Source organism: Streptomyces sp. NPDC096079 (assembly GCF_040303145.1).
Taxonomy (GTDB): Bacteria; Actinomycetota; Actinomycetes; order Streptomycetales; family Streptomycetaceae; genus Streptomyces.
This window is the reverse complement of sequence record NZ_JBEOST010000024.1, coordinates 1-19,368: the sequence shown is the minus strand read 5'-3', so window position 1 is coordinate 19,368 and position 19,368 is coordinate 1. Positions and strand designations below refer to the sequence as shown.

The 19,368-nt window shown below is 72.7% G+C and carries 7 protein-coding genes and 1 pseudogene; all 8 read right to left on the bottom strand.

Going from position 1 to position 19,368, the window contains the following annotated elements:
- Window positions 1-226 (bottom strand): hypothetical protein (locus ABTY59_RS32345; RefSeq protein ID WP_352022657.1); only part of this gene is annotated, 226 nt, incomplete at its 3' end.
- Between the two features lie 54 nt (window positions 227-280).
- Window positions 281-898 (bottom strand): sigma-70 family RNA polymerase sigma factor, encoded by a 618-nt coding sequence (locus ABTY59_RS32340; RefSeq protein WP_352022656.1) that lies wholly within the window; start codon window positions 896-898, stop codon window positions 281-283.
- A gap of 282 nt (window positions 899-1,180) precedes the next feature.
- A complete protein-coding gene (locus ABTY59_RS32335; RefSeq protein WP_352022655.1) occupies window positions 1,181-2,470 on the bottom strand; it encodes a S8 family serine peptidase in 1,290 nt (429 codons plus the stop codon).
- A complete protein-coding gene (locus tag ABTY59_RS32330; protein WP_352022654.1) occupies window positions 2,467-5,886 on the bottom strand; it encodes a right-handed parallel beta-helix repeat-containing protein in 3,420 nt (1,139 codons plus the stop codon). Before ABTY59_RS32330 ends, ABTY59_RS32335 begins: the two co-directional genes overlap by 4 nt.
- 16 nt (window positions 5,887-5,902) lie before the next feature.
- Window positions 5,903-7,363 carry a hypothetical protein gene (locus ABTY59_RS32325; protein WP_352022653.1) on the bottom strand — a complete coding sequence of 487 codons (1,461 nt, stop codon included), beginning with the start codon at window positions 7,361-7,363 and terminating at the stop codon, window positions 5,903-5,905.
- 78 nt (window positions 7,364-7,441) lie between these two features.
- On the bottom strand, window positions 7,442-7,876 hold the full coding sequence (locus tag ABTY59_RS32320; protein WP_352022652.1) for a hypothetical protein: 435 nt from the start codon (window positions 7,874-7,876) through the stop codon (window positions 7,442-7,444).
- Window positions 7,877-7,992: 116 nt separating this feature from the next.
- Window positions 7,993-19,179 carry a WXG100-like domain-containing protein gene (locus ABTY59_RS32315; protein WP_352022730.1) on the bottom strand — a complete coding sequence of 3,729 codons (11,187 nt, stop codon included), beginning with the start codon at window positions 19,177-19,179 and terminating at the stop codon, window positions 7,993-7,995.
- 71 nt (window positions 19,180-19,250) lie between these two features.
- A pseudogene (locus tag ABTY59_RS32310) lies at window positions 19,251-19,368 on the bottom strand (D-Ala-D-Ala carboxypeptidase family metallohydrolase); the annotation flags it as partial.

Here is a 19,368-nt window from a genome sequence, read left to right as displayed (position 1 = left end):
CCTCTGCCGCCGGTACGGGCTGCGCCGGGGTGGGCGCCGCCGTCGTGACGGGCTCCGCCGGGGCGGGCTCGGCCGTCGGTTCGGGCTCCGCCCCCGGGGCCGGCTCCGGCGGCGCTGCCGGCGGGGCTTCGTTCCGCCTCGCGCGCCAGTGCCCGGGGCCGTAGTCGGGCGCGTCCGTCCAGTGTTCGGGCGCGTCCATGTCGTTCCTGGCTACGACGGTGACCACCTCGGTCCCCTCTCGTCGGTCGCCCGGAGGAACGGCCCGGCGGGCACGCCCGGTTCAGACGGGGCGGAGCGGGCGGCCCGCCGGGGCGAGACCGTGCCGCTCGAGGACGGGACGCAGTGCCCGCACCGCGTAGAAGTTCCGGGACTTGACGGTGCCCGACGGGATGCCGAGCACGGCGGCCGCGTCCGTGGTGGACCGGTCGTTGAGGTGCAGCTCCACCAGCACCTCCCTTTGGTGCTCGGGCAGTTCGGCGAGCGCGTCGCCGACGGCCTGCGCGGTCACGATCTCCTCGTACGGGTCGTCGGGGCCCGCACGGTCCTCCGGCGTCTCGTCGCCCAGCTCCTTCACCCGGGCGGACTGCGCCCGGAAGTGGTCGATGGAGATCCGGCGGGCGACGGTGAACAGCCAGGGCCGACCGTGCTCCGGACCCCGGACGAGAGCCTGGGGGTTCTGCCAGGCGCGCAGGAAGGTCTCCTGGAGCATGTCCTCGGCCTTGCCCCGGTCCCCGCTGGTGAAACGGAGCAGGGCGCGCAACAGGGCGGAGGCGTGCAGCCGGTGGAGCTCCGCCAGAGTGTCGCGGTCCATGGTGGGGCGGGGCCGCGCCCCCGCGTGGATGTCCGGTCCCGCTCCCGCGCGGACCGCGCCGTCGGCCCCGCCTTCGTGCCTTGTCACCCCGGTCGTTCCTCCCCGCCGCGCGTCGGCGACTCGGGGGTAGCGGACGGCGGCACCGATCTGCCGACGGTTCTGGGCACGCCGGACTGGTCGGAACGACCTTGGCAATCGTGACTAACGCATGGCTAATGATTCGGATGTGACCGAGGGCTGTCCGGTAACGCCTCCCTAATCCTCTGACCGGTGTGCAGTGCAGGCGGTACCGGGTGGGTGGCACCGGCCCGCCCCGTACGCGCCGCGGACCGCGCCCGTGCGTCCGAACGGAGTCCCTGACGGGCAGGCCTAGGAGGGCGGGAACGGCTCCGGCCCGCCGCCGCTCACGGCCTCCGGGGCGCGGTAGCCGCCCGGCCGCCACCCCCGCCGGCGGCCCCGTTGCAGTACGGCGGACGCCCCCGCCACCCCCGCCAGCACCGCCGTGGAACCGGCCGCCACCCATCCGGCGGACCCTGCGGCGGAACGTCCTGGCGCGGTCGGCATCACCACGCCGGGGGCAGCCGCCCGGACCGCCGCGCCGCCGCCCTCCTCGGGGAGCACGGCCGTCACGGCGGCGATCGGGTCGACCGAGCCGTACCCCCGCGTCCGGTCCGGCATCGGCTCGCCAGGACCCGTCGTGGTGGCGCGGAGCCGGTGGACCAGGGCCTCGGCGCTCAATTCCGGTCGGCGGTCCAGGACGAGGGCCGCAGTCCCGGCCACCAGCGCCGCCGCGTAGCTCGGCCCGGAGGCGGTGAAACTGCCCCGGCCGCCCGGCCCGGGGCCCATCACGGCCTCGCCGGGCGCCGTCAGGTCGACCCGGCCCTCGGGGGCCTGCCCGGACGCCTTCCCGCCGGGGCCGGTCGCCGCCACCGCCACCACCTGCGGAAGGGCCGCGGGGTACGCGGGTCCCTTCGCCCCGTCCGGGGCGGCCGGGGCGATCACGACGGCGCCCTCGGCGACCGCGTACCGCACGGCGCTCCGCAGGGCCGGGCTGTCCGTGCCCGCCACCGCCACCACGGCGATCACCCGGGCGCCGCCGCCGACGGCCGCCCGGATGCCCCGGGCGAGGAGTTCGGGGGTGGTGTTCCCCCGCCGGTCGGTGACCGGCACGTCGAGGATCCGAGCCTGGGGCGCGATCCCCGCGAAACCGGCGCCCGGGGTGCGGGCCGCCGCGATCAGACCGGCCGTGAAGGTGCCGTGACCGACGCAGTCCGCAGCCGTGCCCCCGCCGTCGAAGAGGCGCGGGGTCCGCCTCAGCCGGTCGCCCAGCAGCCCGGCGGCGTCGTCCACCCCCGAGCCCACCACGGCCACCGTCACCCCGGCCCCTTCGGACAGCGGCCAGACCGTGTCCGGGCGCAGCAGCGCCTGGGGCCAGGGGAGTCCGGCGACCTTCCGGTCCGACTTCTCGCGGCAGGTGTCGCCCGGGAGCCGCTGCGTGACAGCGGGCAGCGAGGCGGGATCCGTGCCCACCGTGCCGGCCACCGCCTCGGCGCCGGTCCCGCCGCCCGGGCCCGGCACGGCCGCCGCACTCACCGGCAGCAGGACCAGGGCCCCGCACAGCAGAGCCGTCGAGAGAACCGCCGCCCCGCTCCGCCTCACGCGACACCGTCCGGCACCCGGTCCCAGGGCACGTCCTGAGGCAGCAGCAGGCTCAGCTCGGCCACGTCGTCGACATCGAGCCGGCTGAGCCGGCCCGCCTGCCGGGTGATCATGGTCTCCAGGACCTGGCGGGCGAAGCGGCCGTTGCCGAAGTTCCGGTCGCGCGGCACCGCCGCGAACAACTCGCCCAGCACCGCCAGCGTCTCCGGCGGGCACACGTACCCCGCCTTGTCGGACAACGCCTCCACGATCCGTACCAGTTCCTCGTCGGTGTAGTGCTCGAAGACGACCGAACGGGAGAAGCGGGACGCCAGGCCCGGGTTGGAGTCCAGGAAGCCCTGCATCTCGTCGGCGTACCCGGCGACGATGACCACGACCTCGTCGCGGTGGTCCTCCATCAGCTTCATGAGGGTGTCGACCGCCTCCTGTCCGAAGTCGCTGCCCGTGCCGCCGCGTGGCGTCAGGGTGTACGCCTCGTCGATGAACAGCACGCCACCGCGCGCCCGGTCGAAGGCGTCCTTCGTCAACTGCGCGGTGTGGCCCACGAACCGACCCACGAGATCCGCCCGCGCCGTCTCCACCAGCTGACCGCCCGGCAGTACGCCCAGCTCGGCGAGCAGCTGCCCGTACAGCCGGGCCACCGTCGTCTTGCCGGTGCCGGGCGGGCCCGAGAAGACCACGTGATGACTGATCGTGGCGGTCGGGAGCCCGGCCTCCTTGCGCCGGTTGACCTGCTTGATCAGATTGACCAGATCCTCGACCTGCTCCTTGGCGGCGGGCAGGCCGATCATCGCCCGCAGTTCGTCGAGGAGTTCCGTCCTGCGCTCCTCCGGTGCACCGGACGCCGCGACCGCCCTGGCGGCCTCCGCACCCACGTCCTCCGGCTTGAGCAGCGCCAGATCGGTGTTGCCGATCTCGGGCAGCGCGGCCAGCCGGGACGCCTGCCGGTCCACCATCTCCTCGAACACCTTCCGCGCCGCCCGGCCGTTGCCGAAGTCGGCGCCCTTCGTCATGGTCTCGAAGTGCAGCGTCAGCGCCTCGCGGGTGCCGTCGGCGAGCTGGTAACCGTGCGAGGCGGCGGACAGCGCCACGATCGTGGTCAGCTCGTCGTCCGCGTAGTTCACGAACTCCACCGTGCGGCTGAACCGGGACGCCAGGCCCGGGTTGGAGTCGAGGAAGCCCCGCATCTCCTCCGAGTACCCGGCGACGATGACCACGACCTCGTCGCGGTGGTCCTCCATCAGCTTCACCAGCGTGTCGATGGCCTCCCGGCCGAAGTCCGGGCCGCTGCCGCCCGTCCCTTGCGACAGGGTGTACGCCTCGTCGATGAACAGCACGCCCCCCAGCGCCTGCTGGAAGACCTCCGTCGTCTTGATCGCCGTCCCGCCGATGATCGACGCCACCAGGTCCGCCCGCGCCACCTCCACCAGATGGCCCGACGGCAGGACGTCCAACTCGGCGAGGATCGAACCGTACAGCCGGGCCACCGTCGTCTTGCCGGTGCCGGGCGGCCCCGCGAAGATCAGGTGGCGGCTCATCGGCAGCGCGGGCATCCCCGCCAACTCCCTTCGCCGGGCCAGCTTGTTGAGGTTGACGAGGGTGGCGACCTGTTCCTTCACCCCGTCCAGGCCCACCAGCGCGTCGAGCGCCTCCAGCGGCCCGTCCGGCCGGCGCGACGCGGCGGGCGCCGCCGCCACCGCGCCCTCGCGGGCGGAACCGTCCGGAGCGCCCTCGCGGACCTCCGCCCCGCGCGGCCCGTCCGCCGCCGGCCCCGGCCCGCCGGCCTCGGCCGCCGACTCCCCGTACGAGTCCGGCAGCTCGTTCTCCGTGCTGGTCAGGTTCTCCACCGCGAGCCGCGCCGACGGCGTGAGCTGACGCACGCCCGAGCCGCCGTTCCCGGAGACCGTGCAGTCGTGCACGCGTACCGCCTCCGTGGAGTCCACCCGGATGCCGTCGCCGGTGTTGTCCACCGCCTCGCAGCGGTTCAGCGCGGCCCGGCCGCCCACCGCGACCCGGAATCCGTGCCGCCGGCAGGACCGCACCCGGGTCCGGGCCGCCGTCAGCTCCCCGCCGTCCTCGACCAGCACCCCTTCCTGCGGTGCGTCGGCGACCTCGCAGTCCCGCAGCGTCGCCACCCCGCCTCCGCCGACCGACACGCCGGCCGCACTGGTCTCCCGGACCGTGGTGGTGCCGACGTACGCGTCGCCGCCGTCGGCGATCCGCACCCCCGCCTGCCCGGTGGCCGAGATCTCCGAACCCTCCAGGCGGCCCCGGCCGCCCCGGGTCACCTCCACCCCCGCCCCGGCCACGTCCGACACCTGGAGACGCCGCAGCATCGGGTTCGCCCCCTCCAGCACGCGCACCCCCGCCGCCGCGCCGCCGCGCACCGTGAGCCGGTCGAAGTCCGGGGCGCTGTCGCCGGTCAGCTGGACTCCGGCCTCCTTCGCGTCCCGCACCGCGCACCGCTTGAACGAGGGGCCCGAGGACTCCTCCACCCAGATGCCGGTGCCTTCGGCCGCGGTGACCTCGCACTCCTCGAACGTGCCGCGCGAACGCCCCGTCACATGGACGCCGTTGCCCTTGGTCCGGGAGACCCGGCAGCGGCTCAGCAACGGATCGGTGCCCTCGGCGAGCGCTATTCCGTGCACCTTCGTCGCGGACACCGAGCAGTCCTCCAGGACCACCCGCTCCTTGGAACTGATGTACACGCCGAGGAGGCAGTCCCGCACCGAGGTCCGCACCACTCGGGTGGAGCTGTTCTCCTCCAGGGCGATGGCCGGCTTGTCGGTGGCCGAGATCTCGCAGTCCTCGATCAGCCCCCGGCCCTCGCCGTTCGCGCACACCCCGTTGCCCCGGGCATCGCGCAGCACGCAGTTGCGGAAGGTCGGATTGGCCCCCTCTCCGATGACCACCGCCGAGGTCCCCAGGTGCTCCACCACACAGCCGTCGATCACGCTGGTGCCCGTGGAGGTCTCCACGATCCCCGCCCCGCCCGGGTTGGTCACCCGGCAGCCCCGCATCGCCAGCGAACCCTGCTGCCGGGTCAGCAGGGCCGTCCAGGCGTTCCCCACCACCTCGCAGTCCTGGAGCGCCGCCTGTCCGCGCGGCACGTCCACGACGGGCAGTTCGTCGTCCAGGCCCTGGAGCAGCAGCCCCGTCAGCTGCACCGCCTCGGCCACCACCTGCACCACCGTTCCCCGGGGCGGCACGATCCGCACGGTCCCGTTCGGGTCCTCGGCGGTGATGGTCACCATCTTGGTGACGACCAGGTTCTCCTCGTACCGCCCCGGGCGCACCGAGATCACCGCGCCGCTGCGCGCGGCCTCCAGAGCGGCTCCGATCGTGCGGTACGGGCCGCCGGCGGACGGGCGGTCGTGCTGCGCCTCGGCGCTCACGGTCAGCACATGGCGCGACATGCGTGGATGATCCCTTTCAGGCGGAGGTGCACTGGACACGGGCGGCGTCGCCCGCGTGATGGGCGTAGGTCTGCTGCGAACCGGACCAGTCCAGGCCCCGGTCGTGCAGCTTCACCGTCAGCACGCCGCCGGTGATGCGGACGTCGCCCGCGCTCACCCACTGGCCCCGCCGGGACGGCTGGTCGACGTTGAAGGACCGCAGGATCGGATCGTTGCCCGTGGCTCCCGCGTGCACCGTGTAGTAGGCCGGTCTGCCGCCGACCACCTTGATGTCGCTGTTGTTCGGGATGTGCACCGAGACCTGGCAGGTGCCGGAGGTGACGGCGCCGGTGCGGAAGGTCCAGCGCAGCGCGTTCCCGGCGTCCGAGCCCGTTTTCCCGGACATCGGCAGCGAGAGGAAGCTGCCGTTGCAGCCGTCGCCCGCGTGACCGCCGGAGCTGAACTTCTGCCAGCCCTCCTTGCCGTCCGTGAACCAGCCGCTGTACGTGAAACTCGCACCGCTGCCGGCGCAGCTCGGCCCCGCCAGGGCCGCGTACCGAGCCTTCGCCGGAGGGGGCGGGGGCGCCTGGGTGGCCGGCTTCTGCGGGGCGGCTGTGGTCTCCCGGGGCGCGGCCGGGACCTTGGTCGGCGCGGAACCGCCTCCGGGGGCGGAGGTCGGGTCCGGGCTCTGTCCGGCACCGGGCGCCCGGGTGGAGGTGGGCGCCGGGCCCGCGCCCACTCCGGCACCGATCCCGGCGACACTCGTGGCCAGGGGGCCCTTCCCCGCGACCGGGGACGTCTTCCCCGGGGCGTTCGTCGTCCCCGGTGCGAGGGTGCCGGGCAGCGTGGAGCCCTTCTCCGGTGCGTCCGCCCGCGGTACGAAGCCTCCGGGGCCGCCGTCGGCCTGGCTGTACCCGGTGGGCCGCGGCGGTACGGACCCCGGCCCCGAACCGCTGCCGCCGCCGAGCTGCGAGAGCAGCAGCGGCACGCCCATCAGGACCACGCCCGAGGTGGCCGCCGCCGCGATCATCGGCTTCGACAGCCGCCGTGCGGGCCGGGGCTCGGCCCGCGCCGCCGTCCCGGCGGCTCCGACGGCCTGCGCGGCGAGGCCGTCCGCGTCGGAGGCGGCCTGCGCGCCGTCCCCGGAGGCGCTTTCCGGAGCTTCTTCTTCGCCGGTCGTTCCCGTGCCGGCCCCGGCATCGCTCCCGCTCTCGCCGGTGACGGGCACGGCCGGGGCGGCGCCGGAAGAAGCGGCCGGGGGCGTGGCCGGGGTCTCCGGCTCGGCGACGGCATCCGGGACCGGTTCCGGTGCCACGGGTCCCGCGACCGGCACGCCTCCGGCCTCTCCGTCCGGCTCCCCGCCGGGTTCTGCCTCCGGCTTGCGTCCGGGCTCGCCCTCCGGCTCCTCGCCCGTCTGCTGCCAGGCGACCGCGGGCAGGCTGATGGATCCCGCGTCCTGCCCGGCGGCTCGTCCGGTCCGCACCTCGTTGTCGTCCACCGTCATTCCCCTCGGTCGTCGCGAACCCTCCGCGCACGTACGAACGGACCGGCGCCGCTCCGTGGTTCACCACTCCGGTCAGCCCAGCGGATGAACCTCGGTCCCCTCCGGCGCCGGGGTCAGGACGAAGGCGGCGGCGCGCTCGACGACGTCCTGCCCGAGGGGGCCGGGTGCCGTGTAGCCGGGGTCGCCCAGGTGCGCCAGCAGCTCCGGGTCGGGGGCGAGCGCGTAGTGGTCCAGGTAGTACGTGACGGCGTCCGTCCACACCCACCGCCCGTCCGTACGGAAGGTGAGCGGCACCTCCGCGACCCGGGAGGCGTCGAGGACGTCGTCCATCAGGACCGGCGTCGCGAGCACGGGCGTCCCGGCCGCAAGCCGCTCCAGCAGCAGGGCGTGCAGCTCGGGGTCCTCGACCACCGGGTGGTCCGTGGCGAAGCCCGGCCCCGTCACCGGGTCCGCGTGGTCGAAGACGGAGGCGAGCCGGAACTCCGGCCGGGGCTCGGGGTCGGTCATGGCGGGTTCCTGTCCTGGGATTCTGGGCGGGCCGGAGCGGCCCGGCGTTCCGTGAGCTCCCGGGGGAACGTACGGCACACCGGGACCGGTTCAGATCCACCGGCGTGTCAGCGCGGTCAGGTCCACGAGGACAGGACGAAGGAACCGGGGGTGGGAGACTCGGTCGTCTCGGCCGTGCCTGCCGTCTCCTCCGTCTCCTCCGTCTCCTCCGTCTCCTCCGTCTCCTTCCTCTCCTCCGTCTCCTCCATGGAGCCGTCGTCGACGAGGTAGCCGTCCGGTGCCGGAGTCGTCACCGGCACGTCGCCGGGGGGCAGCAGGCCGTCCGGCGGCATGTGGGCGCCGAGAAGGGTGGCCTCGACCGTGCCGTCCCCGTCTGCCGGCAGGGACAGACGGACCCAGTGGTCGGGGGTGAGCCGAGGCGTTCCGTCCGGCCCCCAGACGACCTTCTGGGCCACGACCGTGTGTCCCGTGCCCGCCGGGTCCGTGCCGGTCACCGAGGGGACGAACCACAGCGCGGACCGGGGGGCGTACGCGGTGAGCGGCAGTCCGGGCCGCAGCTTTCGCAGCTCCCGCAGCGTGTCGGCGGCGTACGAGCGCTCCACGTCCGCGCCCAGCCCGCAGGCGGCGAACCGCAGCGGCTTCGCGGTGTCCCACACCCCCTCGTCGGCCAGCCGGGACAGCACGACGGCCAGTTCGCCGGGCGCGACCCGCTGCCCGCGCCAGACGGGCGCCCCGTCGTTCCCCGTGATGTGGCTGGCGAGCGTGAAGAACCGGTCGTCCCGGGGGAAGCGTCCGACGACACCGCGGACCCGGTCCGCCTCGGCGTCGCCGGCGTCGGGGTCGACGAGGTGGCGGGTGTCGTTGCCCTGGTGGGAGAGGGCGAGGGCCCTGACGAGTTCGCCGATCCGCTCGTCGGAGGTCCGGACGGTGGCGGGGGCGTCGTCGACGGCGTCGGCAGACGTGGGGAGGGGGGCGGGGGCGGAGGGCCGCTCGTTCCCGAACTCGATGAAGAGGTCTCCCGCGTCGTCCTGGTCCAGCAGGTTGGTGACCTTCTTCTCCTTCTTCGGGGCGGACGGCTCGGAGTCGCCCTTCATCGCGTTCTTCTCGTCGCCGAGGTACTTCGCCTCCTGGCGCATCCGCTCCCCGCCGACGCGCTGGTAGTGCTCCCTGAAGCTCTCCTCGCTCTCGAACATCTTCGCGAGCTCGTGGTACATGCCCTCGTAGTCCCTGTGGGGGGAGATGCCCTCCGGCTCGTCGAACATGGTCGCGATGCCGTAGTGCTTCTCCAGGTCCGCGAAGACGAACCGCAGCGAGGACTTGCCCCGCACCGGGGACGTCTCGGCGGTCTTGGGGCCGGTGCCGTAGGGGTTGTCCGGGTTCAGCACGAGCTTCCTGTTCTCCGGCACGGGAGCGAAGAGCTCGGTGAAGGTCTTCTGACCGGACTTCACCGCGTCGAGCTCGCGGGACGAGATCCGGAAAGAGGGCGCAGGGGGCAGCTTCGGCAGGGGGTCGAGCCCCTGCTTCTCGCGCTCCGCGTCATCCTCGGCCCGCCGCCGAGTGAGCCTGGCGTTCTCGGCGGCCCGCTCCCTCTCCTCCGGGGTGGACCGCGGCTCCTTGTAGCTGACGTACTTGCTGTAGGTCGTGTAGGAGGAGAAGTCCGCCTGGTAGTACTGGTGGAACTCGTGGAAGAGCCGGCGGATGTCCTCGGTGTCCTCCGTGCTCAGCTCGGCCAGGCGGCGCACGTCGCCGTCGGACGTCACCGTGTCCCGCCCCCGCAGCCTCATGTACGACTCCACGATCCAGTGGAAGGTCACGTCGCGGTTGAGACCGCTGCTCTCGGCCTTGGCTTCCTCGTCGGAGCCCTTCGGCCGGAGGAAGTGGTGCTTGTCCCGGTAGTAGAAGCCGAAGGGGTCCGAGTCGACCATCATGACGGCCGCCCGGTACGCCAGTCTGGCGTCCGGGTCCTTGTCGATGTCGCCCCAGAGGTAGCGGTACCGGTTCATGACCTCGACGGCCCCCCGGTGCTCGGCCTCGTGGTCGTGGAGCTCCGCCCTCTTGGCCCTGGACTTCCCGTCGCCCCCGTACATCAGCTTCGAGTTGGCCTTCTCGATGTCGTGGAAGAGGATCGCCTTGACGACCGCGTCCACGGGCACCAGCCGCTCCGCGCTGTCCCGGTCGCGGTGGGCGAGCTTGAGGTACTGGCCGAGGACCATCTGCGCGTGCTGGAAGAAGGTGTATCCCTCGCTCGTCGCGCAGATCTCCTTGTAGAGGGGGTCGAGTTCGGGGTAGTCCCGGATCAGGCGGTCGATCACCCGGTGCAGGGACGTGCCCTCCCGCCACAGCTCGGTGAGGTCCTTGCCCACCTGGCGCTGGAGGTGGGCCTCCTCCGGCTGCCGTCGCCGCATGTCGTCGAAGTCGTGGACGAGGGGCGAGTCGGTGATGTTGAGGTCGGCCTTGACCTCCTGGCTCTGGAGGGAGAGGACGAGTCCGATCTCGGCGTGGGAGGCCCAGGGCAGGACCGTGTTCTTCATGAACGTCTCCACGACGTCACGGGCGTGGAAGTCGGCGGGGGACGCCAGTTCCGGGTCGGGCTTGCCGAGGAAGTCCAGGGAGACCGGCTCGCCCTGCGGGTCCTTCAGGTGCGCCCGGTAGTCGCCCAGGAACTTCTTGAGGTCCTCGAGCCGCCTGCCGAAGGACAGGTTGGGCCGGTTGCCGTAGGGCTCCGGGGGCATGTCGGGCTCCAGAAGGTGTCCCACCCTGCGCTCGGCGGGCCGCTGCCGGGACTGTTGCCACGTCTCGTGGAACTGCCGCAGCTGGCCGGAGATCCCCCGGAGGACGTCGGGGGAGTTGACGTGCCCCGCGTTCTGGACCCAGGGGTTGTACCGCTCCTTCAGCTGCGGCGCGTCCACGGGCGGGATGCCGAGGCGGTCGCGCAGCACGTCGACGTGGACCGCCTCGCCGTCCCGGAAGTCCCCCGTGTACTCGTCGGGGGTCAGGCCGGTCTCCTCCCTGTTGCCGTAGTACGTGATCAGGGAGTTCGGCCGGATGCTCCGGCGCAGCAGGAGGAGGTTCTCGCCCCGCACGCCGAACTGGTTGCGCTCGCCCGACTGGTCGGTGTTGAGGGGCCGTCCGGCGAGGGGCCGGTCGGCGCTGGGCGCGGGGTCCTCGTCGGCGCCGTCGGACGTGTCGGTCTCCTTGTGGTCGGGGATCGGGACGGGAGCCGAGCCCTGTGCCTGGCTGTGCCACCGGTCCCGGTAGATCCTCTCGACCTCGCTCTCGGGATTCTCCTCGGGATCGCGCAGGCCCTCGGGCGTGAGGGACGCGCTGCCCCGGTAGGGGTGCCCGAGCGAGCCGGCGTCGTGCTCCGGAACCGAGGCCGACGTGATCTGCTGGTAGACGTGCAGGGGGACGAGGAAGGATCGGATGAGCGGCTGCTTGTCCGGGAACTGTGCCTGGTACTTCATGGCCCAGCCGATGGCCCGCGCGGGGGTGCCCATGCCGACCCAGAGGGTTCCGCCCGGCTTGTCCCCCGTGGCCACGACGACCTCGCCGGTGTCCTTGTGCTGCTGGACGTCCTTGTGCTCGGCGGTGAACTCGTGGGGCTCCTCGTGGGCCGTCACCGTGTCCCGGCTGACCACCGTGGTGTAGAAGCGGACGTACGGCTCGCCGTCCTCCATCTCCACGTCCACCTCTCCGCGGTGGATGTAGTACGCCTGCTGGAACTCGTAGTGGCCCGAGGTCTGGGGCGCGGCCTGCGGGTTCGCTTCCGGACCCGGGTTCGGCCGCGCGCTCGCGCTCGCGCTCGATTCGGCCTCCGTCCCGGGCTTCCGGTTGTCATCGGCCGTCGTCTGGGGTTCCCTCTCCTTGCCGTTCTTCCTGCCCTTGCCCTCGCCGTCCTTCGGCTTCAGGGCCTCCTTGACGTATTTCAGGGTGGAGTCGAAGGGCCTGTTCGGGCCCGGGTAGCCGACACCGGGCAGGCCGAGGACCGGCTCGCCCCGCTCCGGTCCCTCGGGCGGCCACACGGTGTCCGGGCCGACCTCCAGCAGGGTCACCAGGAAGCGGCCGGAGTCCGTCCGCTCGAAGGAGGCCACGTGGACGAGCGTGCCGGGGGTGAAGATCGACATGCTTCCCGTCAGGTGGCGCTGGCCGCCGCCCTGCGCCGTCTGCACCTGGATGACCAGGTTGTGGTTGTCGGGGAGGTCGGACGTGGACTTCCAGAAGATCCGGGGACCGGTCAGATCGTCGAGGGAGACCGCCGTGCGCTCGGCCACGGGACGGTCCGCCATCCGCCGGAACAGGTCCACCGCCTGGGCGGTCGTCTCCACGGACAGCGTGAGCTGGGGACGGTACGCGCTCTCGTACGTGACCTCGGCGGACGCGGTGGCCCGGCGGCGCAGGGCCGTCCGTGATCCTTCGCCCGAGTCGTCGAGTCCCTGGAGACCGGTGCGGCCTCGGGAGACGAGGGTGAACTGCGCCAGGCTGGCCGCCAACTCCGCCTTGGCCTTGCTGATGTCGTTCTCCCGCCACAGGCCCCGTGCCAGCTGGTGGATCTCGTCCTTCAGCAGGTGCGAGACGGCCTGGGCGCGCTGCCAGCCGGTCTTCTGTGCGGCGCCCGGCAGCAGATTGTTGCCCGCCGCGACGATCTCGACGCGCAGCTCACCCAGGGAGGGATCGTCGGCGTGGCGGAGCAGTTCGGGGAAGAGCTCCGCCGCGAGGTTCCGGAGCTCCTTCTCGTCCTGGGGACCGAGGGTCTTCTCCCCCTTGGCGAAGGAGACGATCCGCTTCTTGAGGTCGGGCAGGCCGTCCACCAGCATGCTGACCGCGACGGCCTCGTCCTCGCCGTCGGTGTCGTCGCCGAACCGCACCGCGTCCTCGTGCTCCGGGCCGGTCTCGTCGCCGTCCGTGAGGCGCACCGCGTGGGCGGGAGCCCCGTCGTCGCCGACGGGGGTGGTCTCCGCGGTGTGGTCGGGGGCGCCGGTGTCGGTGAAGCGGTGCCAGTCGGCGCCGCCGAGGACGGTCATCCGGCCGTCAGCGGTCACGCCGACGTGGCGGGCGGTGAACACCCCCTCGCCGCCGGGCACGTACCAGACCGGCGCGTCGGCGGCGAGAGCGGTGAGCGGGCCTTCCTCGCCGTTCTCGGCGCGGTGCTTCCACAGACCGCTCATCACCGTCCTCACGGTGGACCCGTGGACGGGGGAGGCCAGGTCGCACCCGGTGAACCTGATCTCGGTGACGCCGTCGAGCCGGCCCTCGTCGTGGGCGTCGGTGAGCGCCTTGAGGAGGACGGCCGGGTCGTGCGGGGCGTTCGGGTCGGTGTGGGTGCCGACGACGAAGACGCCGGGGCGCTCGGGGAGCGCGCGCAGCGAGGCGGCTTGGGCGGGGGAGAGGGCGCCGACGGCGATCCCGGCCGGGATGTCCCGTACGGGGGAGGGCGACGGCATGCTCCAGGACCCCGGACCCTCGTTGTCGTGGAGGACGGAGCCGGACTCCGTGGCGTCCTCGACGGCCCCGAGGTAGCGGTGGGGCAGGGTCCCGTCGGGCAGGACGGACGTCGCCATGACCCCGGACGCGTCGGCCCGGTCGGGCGTGTGCCGGAACAGCGTCTCCGCGTCGTGGTAGCGGTCCGGCAGCCCCGCGTAGTGCAGCAGCTCGTGCAGCAGCATGGCGTCGTCGCGGCCGCGCACGTCCGGATCGGAGTCGTCGGCGTGCAGCCGCAGGTTCAGCTGGTCGGACCGGGTGTCGGGTCCGCCGTCCCGGGTCACCCGCACCACGTCCGCGCCTCCTCGGGGGGCCGGGACCAGGTCCACCTCCATGTGGAGTTGGTCGCTGCTGCGCGGCAGCCGGAAGCCCAGGTTGACGTGGCTGTCCAGCAGCCCCTGCATCCGGGCGCGCAGCGCGGCCGCGTCCGCCGCCGAGAAGGAGGCGTCGACGGCCACCGGCAGTGTCACCCGCACCAGCCGGACGGGCCCGCCTGGCGCGCCGTCACCGTCCTCGGGCACGACGAACCGCTCGACGTCCGCGCGGATCAGCGTCCGCCGGCCCGCGAGCGTCCCGTTCCCGTTCCGCCGATCCGCGGTGCCCGGGAAGGGGCCGGCGGCGTCCGGGTCCGCCGCCGGGTCGAAGCGCTCGGTACGGACCCGTGCGGGCGGCGGTACGTCCTCCCGGCCCGGTGCCCACCGCCACGGCGCCCACCGGTCGGCCGTGACCGGCCGTTCGTCCGGGACCGCCTCCTCCGGCCGCTGCAGGCCCGGCAGGGTGTGGGGGGAGTTCTCGGGGACGTTCGCGGCCGTGTCGCCGTTGTCGTCGTCGCTGTCGTCGCCGCCGCGACGGGGACGCTTGCTGGGGTCCTGCATGACGACGTCGCCGTCCGAGTCCCTCTTCCTGCGGGAGGAACCGGACTGGGGCTGGGACACGGGCTCGTCGACGTCCATGTCCATGTCCGTGGCGGTGCTCTCGGCGTGCCCGGCCTCCTCCTCCTGCGCGACGTACCACCGGCGCAGTTCCGCCATCTTCTCGTCGGCGATCTCGTCGGGGAACCTCCCCTCGTCCGCGACGTGCCTGCGCAGGTCCTCCTCGTGTACGAGGCGCATGCTGCGGTAGTAGTCCCGGCCGGGCGCCGGCGCCTGAAGGGCCTCGATGTCGGGCGGCAGCTGCCGGCCGGGGTGCTTCGCCCGGTAGTAGTCGACGAAGGCGGCGGAGCCCGCCATGACCTCGGGCAGGGTGTGGTGTCCCTGGTTGAGGAAGGCGGCGATGATGGCGAGCCGCAGCGTCCGGTGGTTGATCTTCGGGTTGGGCCGCTGGTCGGCGTCGTGGAACCATCCGCGGTCGATCATCAGCTGGAGGTACCGGTGGAACATGAAGCCCGAACCCGACGTGCCGGCCGTGGCCAGGTGCTCCTGGGTCTGCTTCTTGTACAGGAAGTCCGTCGTCAGGCGATAGCGGGCCCCGCCGGGGATCCACCGCACCTTCTTCTCCGTGTTGAGGGCGAGCGGCCTCTCACGCTCGCTCAGGCGGGGCACGATGTCCGCTTCCTTGAAGCTCTTCAGATCGGCGGCCAGCTGCCTCCACGAGCGGTCGAGCTCCTCGAGTTCCTCCCGCTCCTTCTTCTTGGCCTCCTTCTCCGCCTCGGTCCCGTCCGGCATGGCGGAGACCTCTTGCCACCGGTCGGGCAACGCGCGGGTGAGCTCGCGGTACTTGACGAACCGGGGATTGTCCTTCCGGTCGACGCGCTCGGCGGTGATGGAGGCGGGCGGGGACGGGGTGTAGCCGATCCTGGTGCCGAGGGTCTTCGTGGAGATGGCGTTGAAGAACAGGGCCATGCGTTCCCGCAGGTTCCCTTCCTGCACGACCTTCTTCAGGGCCGCCCGGTCGGTTCCTACGGCACCGGACGACTCGTTGCTGTTCGTGCCCAGCTTGTGGATGTCCTCCACATGCCGGAGCTTGTCCCAGAGGACGCGGGACAGCTCCTTGGCGAGGTCCTTGACGTCCGTTCGCCGGGCCAGGTAGGCGGCGAGCTTCTTCTCGTACTGGACCGACGCGTCCGCGTAGTAGATGCGGTCCATGTCGTCGAGCGAGGCGTCAGGGGCCCAGGAGGGCGGGTCCTCCTGGTCGTTGTCGGGTCGCCGTGGCCGGCGGGTGCTGGGCCCCTCGCCGTTGCCGGTCAGCGGGGGATCGTCGTCGTCCTCGGCCCTGCCCTTGCCCTTGTCGACCGGCGGGCGGTCGTCTCCGTCTCCGTCTCCGAACTTGACCGCGTCCGGGTGCACCGTGTCGACCTTGGGGGTGCGGAACAGGAAGGCGACCGCGTCGTCGGGGAGGGCGTCCGGAGCGGGGGTCGTACGGAGGGGCGTGTGCTCCGGGTCGCCGCTGTCGCCGTACACGTGCCAGGCGCCCCGGTCCACGACGGCGATCTTCCCGTCGGGCGTGAGGCCGATGTGCTGGGCGGTGAGGAGGTGGCCGCCGCCCTCCGTGTCGCCGCCGGTGGCGGGCACGTACCAGACGGGTGCGTCGGCGGCGCGGGCGGTGAGCGGGTCGGGGGAGGCGGCGCCGGTCGCGGCGCGGTGCTTCCACAGACCGCTCATCACGGTCCTGACCGTGCTCTCGTGCACGGGCGCGGCGAGGTTGCAGGCGGTGAACTGGATCTCGCTGACGCCGTCGAGCCGGCCCGCGTCGTGGGCGTCGGTGAGCGCCTTGAGGACGGCGGTCGGGTCGTTCGGGGCGTCCGGGTCGGTGTGCATGCCGACGACGAACACGCCGGGGCGCTTCGGGATCGCCTGGAGGGCGGTGGCCTGGGCGGGGCTGAGGACGCCCATGGCGATGCCGGAGGGGATGTCCCGGACGGGCGGGTCGGACGGGGTGTCGTCGTTGTCGCGGTTGTTGTTGCTGCTGTTGTCGTCGTTGTCGGACGTGTCGTCCGAGGGCGTACGGGTGTTGTCGTCGTCGGCGCGGGTGCCCGTGCCGTCCGTGCCCCCGACGTTGGCACCGTCGCCGTCGCCGACGTCGAGGTACATGAGCTCGTCGGCACTCGGCATGTCGAGGTGATCCCAGTCGTAGCGGGAGGAGGCCTCGGTCGTCACCTGCGACTGCGACTGCGACTGCGACTGCGACTGCGACTGCGACTGCGCCTGTGCCGGGACGTCGTCGTCCTGGGACAGGGCGGCGCTGAACCGGTCGCCGCTGCTCAGGGTGACGGGCCTGCTCGCCGGCGCGGGGGCCGGGACCTCCGTGTCGTCGCCCAGCAGAGAGGAGAGGTCCGAGGAGACGGTGGCCCGGGGCGGTGCGGTGACGGCGGCGTCGCCGGCGTCCTCCTCCACGGTCAGGACGTCGTCGTCCTTCCCGTCCGAGGTCAGGTCGCCGTCCGATTCGGTGCGGAACCGCGGGTCCTTGGCGATCTCTTCGGCGAACGACGGCCCGGGGTCCAGGTCGAGCGGCGTGAAGGCGTCGCCGTCGCCGTCGGCCGTCGCGTCGGGCCGCTGGGGCAGGTCGGAGAAGAAGGGGGTGCCGCTGATGGGGTGGGAGAAGACCCACTTCACCATGTCCTTCATGTCCTGCTTGAAGCTGGTCTCCTCGCTCCCCGCGGTGGGGCGGGGGACCGGCCACGGCGCCGGGTTGCCCGTCATGTTCGACACGAACGAGGCGATGTTGATGGGGTGCAGCAGCCCGAAGTACTTGCTGTCGGTGGGGTTGTCGGCGTGCTGGTGCGTGAGGACCCAGTTCTGGTACTTCACCATGACCGGCTCGAACGCCCGGTGCAGGCCGGCGCTCAGCGCGCCCATGGCCACGCCGGAGGCGAACGGGCCGCCACTCACCGAGAACGTGCCGTCCCCGAAGATCATGTTGTAGAAGCCCTCGCTGAGCATCTCGCTCGTTCCCTCGTTGAGGAGGGAGGCGACGGCCCCGCCGAGCTGGTACATCGGATTGCCCTGGAGCGGGTTCTCCTGCTTGAAGATGCGGGCGAGGGCGTTGCTGTGCTCGGAGCGGGCGAACAGGTTCGGCATCGAGTCCGCGAGGTTCCTGAGCGGCGCCAGCTTGCCCAGATCGCCCATCGCCTCGGTGAGCAGCTTGGGAAGGTCGGCGTGGTCGGCCCCGGCCCGCCCCCACTTCTGGGTCAGCATCTTGCCGAAGTCCTTGCCGGCCTGCTCGGCGCCCTCGTGCTTGAGGTGCTTCTTGAACACCTCGCCCATCTTCTCGGCGAACGAGTCCGCGATGCTGCCGGCGCCGTGCCGCATGAACCCGGTCTCCAGGTTGCGGGTGACCCCGCCGAAGAGCTCGCCGATGTCCTTGGCGAAGGCCGAGCGGGCCTCCGGTGTGGACAGGAGGTCGTCCAGCGGGTTCTCCACGTCGCCCGCGGTGCGGCCGGCGGACCCCGACGCGTCCGACGCGTCGGGCACCTTGGAACCCGCGCCCGCCGTGGGCACGTCCCCGGAGCCCGCCTTGCCCGCACCCGCGCCGGCCGTGTCGCCGCTCTCCGTCCTGTGCGCGTTCGGAACCTCGGGCTTCTCCGCGCCGGGCACTTCGCCCTTGCCCGTGGTCGGGACGTCGTGCTTGCCGGCGTTGGGGACGTCTGGCTTGCCCGCGCCGGGCACTTCGCCCTTGCCGGTGGTCGGGACGTCGCCCTTGCCCGCGCCGGGCACTTCGCCCTTGCCCGCGCCGGGCACCTCGCCCTTGCCAGTGGTCGGCACCTCGCCCTTGCCGGTGGCCGGGGCGCCCGTCTTCCCTGTCGAGGGGGCGGTCGGCTTGTCCTTGGCCCCGCCGCCGACCGGAGTCTCCGTCTTCGGCCGGCCGGTGGCGGGCGGGGACACGAGGCCGTCGCCGGTCTTCGGCGGGACCGGCGGGGCCACGTCGCTCTTGGGCGGGACCGACGGTGGGGCCGCCTCGGTCTTCTTCGGCGGGACCGGCGGAGGGGTCACGTCCTTCGGCGGCGTGTTGGGCGGGGACGACGGCAGGTCCTCCTTCGCCTTCGGGCCCTCCGGACCGCCCGGCTTGCCCGCACCGCCCGGCGGCACATCGGGCTTCGGGTTCGGCGTGACGTCGTCGAGCTTGTCGTCGATCTTGTTGAGGACGTCGTCGACGCGCTTGCTGATGATCGAGGCCGGCGGCTTGCCGCCGAGGAGCCGGCCGAGGATCTTGCCACCGTAGTGGGACAGGATCTCCAGCGGACCGGCGACCACGCCGCTCAGCGCGCCCTGCTTGACGGAGTCGAGCAGCGACTCCGTGTTCCAGCTCGACGTGTGGCCCACGCTGAGCTGGTAGAGCTGGATCACCGTGTCCTGGAAGACACCGCCGACGATGCCGATGAAGGTCTGGCTGATGATCGTCTGGAGCAGCCAGCGGAAGAGCTGGTGGAGGCCCTCGCGGGTCGCGGCGAAGAGCGCCGACACGGGCCCCCACACCGCGCCGAAGGTGAAGGCGGAGAAGAGGGTGGCGAACAGGATCTCGGCCAGCAGCTGCACGAGCTGGAGGATGGCCATGATCTTCGTGTACTCGACCTGGTTGGCGACCTTCAGCGCCACGTCGGACAGCTGACGCGACAGCTCCGCCGTCTGCTCCAGCTGGTTCGCGCCCGCCGTCTGGCCCGTGAGGTCCCGCATGGTGAGGAGGAACGCGTCGGCGGCCTCGCCCTCGAAGTCGTTCTTGACGATCGGGATGAGCTCGATGACGTACCCGGACAGCGTCTCCAGGTCCTCGGCGACGGAGGCGTAGTGCTCGGCCACCCGCCGCATGTGGTCCTCGTCGGCCTCGGGCCACTCCATGCCCGACACGAAGGCGAGGAAGTCGGCGATCCCTTCCGGCGGGTTGATGGCCATGGCGTGGAGGTCCTCCGGTCGGCGGGCTGCTGTGCCCGGGAGAACGGCGACGGCCGTTCGCGCGGTTCAGCACGCGGCGCGCCCGCCGTCCCGGCCGGGCTGTTGCAGGCGTACGAGCGGACTCCACTGGTCACGGTCAGCGGCACGTCACCCAGGGCGTGCCGCATGGCCTCCAGCTTCCACATGGTC